General features: G+C 44.5%; 6 protein-coding genes. All 6 read left to right on the top strand.

The features are described from left to right. Window positions 1–108 (top strand): DUF1840 family protein (locus AB4653_RS04580; RefSeq protein WP_372103442.1); only part of this gene is annotated, 108 nt, incomplete at its 5' end. Between the two features lie 113 nt (window positions 109–221). Beyond that, window positions 222–3,137: an alkaline phosphatase family protein gene (locus tag AB4653_RS04575; protein ID WP_102257669.1), complete on the top strand. Its 2,916-nt coding sequence runs from the start codon at window positions 222–224 to the stop codon at window positions 3,135–3,137. 366 nt (window positions 3,138–3,503) lie between these two features. Then, window positions 3,504–4,898 carry a hexose-6-phosphate:phosphate antiporter gene (uhpT, locus tag AB4653_RS04570; protein ID WP_009846131.1) on the top strand — a complete coding sequence of 465 codons (1,395 nt, stop codon included), beginning with the start codon at window positions 3,504–3,506 and terminating at the stop codon, window positions 4,896–4,898. 188 nt (window positions 4,899–5,086) lie between these two features. Next, entirely contained in the window at window positions 5,087–5,695 is a 609-nt protein-coding gene (gene uhpA / locus AB4653_RS04565) for a transcriptional regulator UhpA (protein WP_009846132.1), read from the top strand. After that, window positions 5,695–7,191, top strand: a complete 1,497-nt coding sequence (gene uhpB / locus AB4653_RS04560; protein ID WP_032499231.1) for a signal transduction histidine-protein kinase/phosphatase UhpB — start codon at window positions 5,695–5,697, stop codon at window positions 7,189–7,191. Before uhpA ends, uhpB begins: the two co-directional genes overlap by 1 nt. 8 nt (window positions 7,192–7,199) lie before the next feature. After that, a complete protein-coding gene (locus tag AB4653_RS04555; RefSeq protein ID WP_009846134.1) occupies window positions 7,200–8,540 on the top strand; it encodes an MFS transporter in 1,341 nt (446 codons plus the stop codon). The last annotated feature ends 237 nt before the right edge of the window (window positions 8,541–8,777 follow it).

Below are 8,777 nucleotides of genomic sequence, written 5' to 3'. Positions count from 1 at the left end.
CCTGTTAATATCGGTAGCCGAGCTTTCCCGTTAGTTGAACTATTGAAAGCGGCCATTAAAGACGAATGCGAAGTGATGTGGGAAGACGGTAGCGGTAAGCGATTGTAAGAGTATTCGAGCTCTTCGAATCAGAAAACAAACGTTTTCATAGGTTGACTAATAAATGCAAACTGAAACAATACGCTGCATTTATAGAAGTGTGTTGATCTAAAGGAAATTTGATGAGCTCTTATTCTCACGTTCGCAGTTACGCCAGTTTATTCAGTGCCTTATCGTTGGCGCTTGCATCAGCTCCGAGTGCCGCTGATATATCAACAACGCCCGTCATTGGTGGCGTGTTTAGCTCCAGTGAAGTGTTGAAAAATCAGGTGCTTTCAAGCCTAAGTTATTCTGCCAAACTCACTCGTGATGCAGCTCTTTTCACCATTGGTGGCGTTACATTAGATGCGTATATTCTCGCTCTCCCTTTAGATGTCAAAACAAAAGCCAGAGTCGTTGCTCAGTTATCTAACCCGACGTACTCAATTCCTTTGGGTTATTTTCTCTATAGTTATTACGACCGCTATTCAGGCTTGGGCAGTGAAGATGTGTTCAAATCTTACTTGTCGACGGTTTATGATAAGCAGGCGCTAAAGGGCTTTGAACATAGCCTCTATCATGTTGGAGATAAGCCAACCTCAGAGCATCACGAGCCAGATACCTCGACTGAAGCAACGGGACATCATGAAGGTATTCGTATCGATGAACAGTTCATTGCCAACATGGTGGTTATCTACGATGCGTTATTCGAAATTGGTGTCTGGCAGGATATGGACACGCTCCCTGCGAATTACACATACTTAACCAATAGCCCTGAAGATCTAGCGATCATCGCTCAGATTCAACCGATCATCGTTGATTTGATCGGTAAAGCGGCATTGGGAATGGATGACGGCGATATGAAGTCTGCAATGCTGGCGATTGCAGAAGATGGCAAACCAGAAAACGCTGATAAGCCGAATAACAAAGCACAAGCTCTTACCATCACTCTCATTGATTTTGTGCGCTTAAACTTGCTTAAAGCTTATCGACAATTTGTGTTTAAAGAAGAACGTGCAGAAGCGCTCGATGATTGGATGCAACAAGCGTTCAGTGACCAGCCTGATGCGCTCATTCAATTCTTAGAATCCCAACAGCAAAAACGTTTTGCGGTCCAAGTGACGGTCGATGGTTTACAGCAAGGGTTGATTGAGGGGTTGGTCGATGAAGATTCACCTTTCATTTCGGTGGCTTATCAGAACCATAAAAACCGAGCGCAATACAAACCTCAGTTAGAAACGGTGATTGAGCCTGAGCATCAACAACAAGTGAGTTTCATGGAAGTTCTGTCTGAACAAACCTATCGTGATCCGAATTATCTTCCGTTCTTCAAAAAGCTCTATCAAGAGCATCGAGACAATATTAGCCGAGTGGGTATCTCTTCAACTCCCACAATCAGCGTACGTAACCTACCTATCATCAAAACGGGTGCAAAAGTGTCTGGTAACGGTGGAACGGGTATCCCTAATTTCCACTTTGTCGACCGAGAGATCGACCGAGCGTATTACTTCTTTGGTAATGATGCCCTGCAGTTAGATGTGTTGATGGCAGACAATAAGGTACAAACCATGTTTGATCGCCTTGATTACCTAAAAACGCTGAACTGCAACGCTCAATATGATTGGAATGCTCACACTACTTACGATGGGTTAGTAAACCTAGGTTTGGGTGAGTCACTACGTGATTATGGTGAGAAACGCTGCGTTAAAGAGCTTCAAGAACGTTCAGAAGTCGAAGTGGTTTTGCAAGAAAAGCGTCAAGCCTTGATTGAAGATATTGAAGCGTATCAGACTATATCTGGCTTTGATTTTTTCACTAAGTTTTCAAAGAGAGCTCTGGTTAAACAGTCTATCACTCAGTTTGCCGAGTTAGATGGAAAAGGGATGCCAGACTACACCTTGGTGTATAACCCATGGCCGGATCACTTCGCGCACTTTACCGGTCCTTTTAGTGACGAAATTCTGATGCCGACCGGAGAGCTCAATCGACTGGACTATTGGATTCGCCAGATTGAAGCGACTTACCGTAGTGCAGGCGTTTACGATAAAACGCTATGGGGGATGGCAGGGGATCATGGTTTAACGCCGGTGTTCTACGCGCTCAATCCAGAAAAGCAGGTATTTGAAGGCTTACAAGCAGAGCTAGCGTATCCAATTGTGGTTAAGAAGATATCTTCAGACGAGGGGGAAGGGCCTAAAATCACCAATGCGCTAAGCTACCCAAGTTCGAAGGAATTGGATGTGGTGGTCGCCTCGACGGCTGGTGGTAACTTCATGATGGATTTCTTTAATTCGGCTCAAGGGTGGCAGGTTCAGCCGGTTTACCAAGAACTCACGCAGTGGTCTCCGATTGCTGCGACAGTTGGTCAGAATATCGACATCATCAATCAGATAGCGCAACGCTTGCCTGAAAGTCTTGATTATATGGTCGTAAGAGAAAGTACATGTGATCAACAACGTTGCACTGTTCGTGTGATTGGCAACCGTGATTTAAAACGGGTCGATGAATTGATCACACGTGAAGGTGACAAGCTTTTCTATGAGTCATTGGAAGACAACCGAGCGCCGATTTTACTCAATACGCAAAGGTTAAATCCATACCTAGCATCACCAAGCGAAGCTGATTTTTCACAGTACTCTCAATTAGTAGAAAAGTGTATTAACCGAGCGGTTAAGGCGGATGTGACAACGTGGTGTAGCAGTGCTGAGTGGACTTCATTGACGCAACCAACACCTCGACCAGATTCAGTGAATCAACTGGCTAATATCTACCTTGAAGATAGGGCTGGCACGGTTAACTTGTTCCCTAAAGCGGGAATTGGCTACAACACCAAGGTACCGGGCCGTCATGCTGGTGAGGATTACTTAGAAAAAGATGCCTTTATCGGATTCTGGGGAGCGCCAATTGGTGAGAACTCATTACCATTAAAAATTGAAGCCAACGGATCTTTAGCGCCAACGCTGTTTGAGTATTTGACCGGAGAACCTGTGGTCGAAGGCGAGAACGGTTGGGGTTTTCCGTCGTTGCTGAATAAGTTGGATGTGTCTAAGAATAATTAAACTCTATTATCTATCGTTTAGGTTACGATACCGTAAAGCGAATCTAATGTGGCTTTTATTAGCCACTTTAGATTTCAATAAACTGCTCAATACAATCGATGTTTAGTTTGCTTGGGGCACCTACCAAATATCTTAACTAACGACACCTTTCCAATACCTCTTCACGGCATAACACATTTTAAATAAAGTGATGCTGTTCACGCTTTCTTGACTCCCAATTCTGAACTAAGAATTTTTCCTAGTTATTCTAAGACCCTCTCTCATGCGGTCGCTTTTTAGACTCCTTATTATTTCATCATCGAATTGCAAAGAGTGCATGGTCAGTAATGTTCCGTGCAGACCTCATCAATAATAAGAGAGTTCACAATGTTAAAGTTCCTAGATCAGGTTAGAAAACCGACGCTGGATCTTCCGGTCGAAACTAGAAGAAAAATGTGGTTTAAACCATTCCTACAATCGTACCTAGTCGTATTCATTGGCTATTTGACCATGTATTTAATCCGTAAGAACTTCAATGTCGCGCAAAACGACATGATTTCTACTTATGGATTATCAATGACCGATCTAGGTCTTATTGGTCTTGGCTTTTCAATTACTTATGGTATTGGTAAAACGGTTGTTTCCTACTACGCGGATGGCAAAAACACCAAGCAGTTCCTGCCATTCATGCTTATCCTATCTGGCCTTGCCATGTTGGGCTTTAGCTTCAGCTTGGGTGGAGGCAGCGCTAGCTTATTCATGATGGTTGCCTTCTACGCATTGAGTGGTTTCTTTCAAAGTACCGGTGGTCCTTCAAGTTATTCGACTATTACTAAATGGACGCCTCGTAATAAGCGTGGGTCGTATTTAGGTCTTTGGAACATGTCACACAACGTAGGTGGTGCAGGTGCTGCTGGTGTAGCGCTGTTTGGCGCTAACTACTTTTTTGATGGCAACGTAATTGGTATGTTCGTGTTCCCATCGATCATCGCGATTGTGGTTGGTTTTATTGGGATGCGTTTTGGTAACGACTCTCCAGAAGCATACGGTTTAGGTACAGTTGAAGAGTTGTTTGACGAAGAAATCAGCGAAGAAGATACTATTGCTGAAGAAAATCAAATGACTAAGAAAGAGATCTTTGTTGAATATATCCTTAAAAACAAAGTGATCTGGTTACTCTGCTTCGCGAATATCTTTTTGTACATTGTTCGTATCGGTATCGATCAATGGTCTACCGTTTATGCGTATCAAGAGTTAGGTCTATCAAAAGAAACGGCTATTTCAGGCTTTACTCTGTTTGAAGTTGGCGCTCTGGTCGGTACATTAATGTGGGGTTATTTATCAGACCTTGCTAACGGACGTCGTGCTTTAGTTGCTTGTGTATCGCTTGGACTGATTATTGTATCTCTAGAGTTTTATCAGCATGCAACGAGCGAGTTCATGTACCTAGCATCACTATTCGTACTTGGCTTCCTAGTATTCGGTCCTCAACTGTTGATTGGTGTTGCTGCGGTAGGTTTTGTTCCTAAGAAAGCAATCAGTGTGGCTGATGGCGTGAAAGGCACATTTGCTTACCTAATTGGTGACAGTTTTGCCAAACTTGGCCTAGGCATGATTGCAGACGGAACGCCTATTTTCGGCTTAACAGGTTGGAAAGGGACATTTGCAGCACTCGATACTTCTGCTGCCATTTGTATTGTTTTACTGTTGTTCGTTGCTATTGCGGAAGAGAAGAAGATTCGTCACGCGAAGAAGATGCACCTAGCGGCTCAAAACGCGTAGCTTGTCTGAGTACTTGTTCTCGCAAAGAGAGTTTCGGGTAGATAGTTTCACGTGCTTTATTGGTTTAAAGCACGTGAGATCATACCAATCGTTAGTTCGATTCAGTATCATCTCTACCAATAAACTTAATTTTAGATAGCTCCTGTTGGGGCTATTTTTCTTTCTCACTCTTAATTTTGGTTAATATCATGATTAATGTTGCGCTTGTTGATGACCACGTCATTGTTCGATCTGGCTTCGCTCAATTACTCAGTCTTGAAACTGATATAACGGTCGTGGGGGAGTTTAACTCTGCGGCAGAAGCGCGCCTCGGACTGCCAAGTTGTCACCCTGATGTCGTTATCTTGGATATTTCAATGCAAGATGAAAGTGGCCTGAGCTTATTGGAAGAGATTCCATCTGGCATTGCTAGTATTATGTTGAGCGTACATGACTCTCCGGCGATGGTTGAAAAGTCATTAGAGTTAGGAGCTAAAGGTTATCTCAGTAAACGCTGTAGCCCTGATGAGTTAATTCAGGCCGTACACACGAGCGCAAATGGCGGCTGCTACCTTACGCCAGATATCGCCATAAAACTTGCGACACCAATGAAGAATAAAGCCTCGTTAAATCAGCTCACCCGCAGGGAAAGCGAAGTGTGCCAGTTATTGGCGACAGGGCTCGACGTGAAATCTATTGCTGTCGAGTTAGGGGTTAGCCATAAAACGGTACATGTGCACCGTGCCAATGCCATGGACAAACTCAATGTTAAGAACAACGTTGAGTTAGCTAAATTGTTCGCTCAAGACCAGTACTAATGCGTTCTTATCTAGCCACCTCCTTATGCGGGGTTTTTATGGCTGGCTGTGCATGGTTCTGTTTATGGGTTATTGCCTTCTATTTCATTAATGACCCTGAGTTAGCCATTCTGCTTTTCCCATTCTCACTCCGGTTAGGAATGACGCTGCACACTCGCACTCACTATTGGCCTGCTATCTATATTGCAGAGTGGGGGCTCGCGATTGCCCTAGCTCTCCTACTTGATGAACCTCAATGGCTGACGATACTAATCGCCAGTGGACTAAGTATTCCAGCCACTCTAATTGCCAAACGTTATTATTCTGGTGACCTGAATCGTCACTTGTTGGTGATGGCGAGCTTAATCATGGTCACAGCACTCATCAATGTTGCCGCGGTCAGTTCTCATGTTCCGGCTGTTTACATGGTGTGGTTGGTGAGCACCACAGGTGGTTTGATGTTAGTGCCGATGTGTTATCTGGTATGGAATTACCTATTCCAAAACAAGTGGGCGCCACTGAGCTCTTACTTAATCAACAATGTCATTGAGTTCAAAATCCGTCACATCGCTTTATACAGCCTCTTGTTGGTCGTCAGTATTTTGATACAAACCAGTTTGCCAGATGAGCTAAGGCGCTTCGCCCCGTTCTGTATGGCTATCCCTATTATCTTGCTCGCCGTTCGTTATGGATGGCAAGGCGCCTTGCTCGCTACCCTGCTAAATAGCGTCGCGTTGATTGCAGCCCACAGTGGCACGTCCAAACTCGAAATTACTGATTTACTCTTGTCTCTTTCCGCTCAGACCATCACAGGTATTTTGCTTGGTTTAGCTGTTCAAAAACAAAAAGATCTCAACTCGAAATTACGCAGTGAGCTCTCTAGGAATCAAAACCTTTCCCGTCAGCTAATCACGGCTGAAGAATCGGTTCGTCGTGATATTGCCCGTGAGTTACATGATGAGATAGGCCAGAACATCACGGCAATTCGGACTCAAGCGAGCATTATCAAACGTGTCGATGCGGCTGAAATGAGCGTTCGCTGTGCTGGTACGATTGAATCATTGTCGTTGAATGTTTATGACACCACCAAGCGTTTGCTAACAAAGCTAAGACCAAAAATGTTGGACGACCTTGACCTGAAGGACTCCGTTGAACAGCTCATACGGGAAATGGAGTTTTCAGATCACGGCGTTGATATCCAGCTAAATTGGCACGGTGACTACTCATGTTTGAGTGACACGCTCAAGGTTACTCTCTTCCGACTGTGCCAAGAGTCTTTAAACAATGCCCACAAATATGCTGAAGCAAGTGAAATTAGAATAGAACTGATTCTAGATGATCAAGCTTATCTTCGAATTACAGACAATGGTGTTGGTTTTACAGCGCAGGATCTTCTCAAAGGAATGGGTGTTCGTGGTATGCAAGAGCGTGTTCAGGCGCTCGGTGGCAAGATGGCAATCAACGCTAATGACTCTTCTTCGGGTACTAATATCAGCGTTACATTACCTAAAGTGTGAGAACGAATATGTTTGGATTTCTGCGCTCAACAACGTCAAAAAGTCATACTCTAAGCGATGATGAGGTCAATCAGCGTTATCGTTATTGGCGTCTTCACATCATGATAGGAATGTATGTCGGCTATGCAGGTTTTTACTTCACTCGTAAAACCTTTAATTATGCCGCGCCAGCCATGATCACCGATCTTGGCTTAGACAAAGGCGATATCGGCTTGATTGGCACGCTCTTTTATCTTTCTTACGGCTTATCTAAGTTTATTTCAGGCACCATATCGGATCGGTCGAACCCGCGTTACTTCATGGGGCTCGGCCTAATCGCGACAGGCTTGATCAATATCGCGTTTGGTTTTTCTAGTTCGTTGGCTGCTTTTATATCGCTTTGGGTGCTTAATGCATGGTTCCAAGGTTGGGGCTGGCCATCGTGTTCCAAGTTATTGACGACCTGGTATTCTCGCTCCGAAAGAGGCTTTCGCTGGGCTATATGGAATACAGCACACAACGTTGGTGGGGCATTGATTCCTATTCTCGTCGGCTATCTAACTCTCCAATACAGTTGGCGATCTGGGTTTATATGGCCGGGTGTGATTGGTGTTTTTATTGGTCTTATCGTCTGTTGGCGCTTACGTGATAAGCCCACGACCATGGGGCTTCCGACGGTAGGGAAGTGGCGCAATGACCATCTAGAATTGGCGCAAGAGAGCCATGGGCAAGGGTTAAGCTATCGAGAGATCCTGAAAACCTATGTGTTCAGCAATAAGTACATTTGGCTGCTCGCCTTTAGCTATGTGTTGGTTTACATCGTAAGAACGGCAGTTAACGACTGGGGCAATTTATATCTCACCGAAGAGCACGATTATAGTTTGATAAACGCCAACGCTGCGTTGTCTCTGTTTGAGATTGGCGGTTTCGTTGGTTCACTTGTTGCTGGATGGGGATCGGATAGGCTGTTTGGTGGTAACCGTGGTCCCATGAATATCCTGTTCGCGATTGGTATCTTCCTCTCAGTATCCGCTTTATGGCTTATGCCTCTAACCAACTTTGTGTTTCAAGCGGCTGGGCTGTTTTGTGTAGGCTTTTTTGTGTTTGGCCCTCAAATGCTAATAGGTATGGCTGCCGCGGAATGCTCACATAAAGACTCCGCAGGAGCTGCGACAGGCTTTGTTGGCTTATTTGCCTATATGGGTGCTGCACTTTCTGGCTACCCATTAGCGCTCGTTCTAGAAACTTATGGCTGGAGTGGGTTCTTCATTACCATCTCGACTTGTGCGGCCGTTATTGGCTTGCTGCTACTGCCTTTCTTACAAGCTCAATCGCCTCAGAAAAGTGCAGAGGTTCGCTCTGGCTTTTAAGGGATTTCTTCGTAAATAAGATAGCTGCTAATGGTCCTCTGGTTATTATGCAGCTACCCTATCTTCAGCTTTTTTTTACGTAGCATTCAAATGTGACTCTTTTCACGCTTTTCATGGTTCTCACCTGTTTCTAAGAATTTTTCCTATTGCGTCTAAGACCTCATCTCATGTGGGTTCTAGCTGCTCTCTGTAGTCTTTCTAATTATTTACGTTATTAGAAATCAGCTCTCTGAATTG

The sequence above is a fragment of the Vibrio sp. 10N.222.48.A3 genome (assembly GCF_041475345.1).
GTDB lineage: Bacteria > Pseudomonadota > Gammaproteobacteria > Enterobacterales > Vibrionaceae > Vibrio > Vibrio tasmaniensis_A.
The sequence above is the reverse complement of the archived record's forward strand: the minus strand, read 5'-3'. Positions and strand labels throughout refer to the sequence as shown.

Excerpts from the sequence above, each read along its gene's own strand:
- AB4653_RS04575 (WP_102257669.1), top strand. The coding sequence starts at position 222 with ATGAGCTCTTATTCTCACGTTCGCAGTTACGCCAGTTTATTCAGTGCC.
- uhpT (WP_009846131.1), top strand. The coding sequence starts at position 3,504 with ATGTTAAAGTTCCTAGATCAGGTTAGAAAACCGACGCTGGATCTTCCG.
- uhpA (WP_009846132.1), top strand. The coding sequence starts at position 5,087 with ATGATTAATGTTGCGCTTGTTGATGACCACGTCATTGTTCGATCTGGC.
- uhpB (WP_032499231.1), top strand. The coding sequence starts at position 5,695 with ATGCGTTCTTATCTAGCCACCTCCTTATGCGGGGTTTTTATGGCTGGC.
- AB4653_RS04555 (WP_009846134.1), top strand. The coding sequence starts at position 7,200 with ATGTTTGGATTTCTGCGCTCAACAACGTCAAAAAGTCATACTCTAAGC.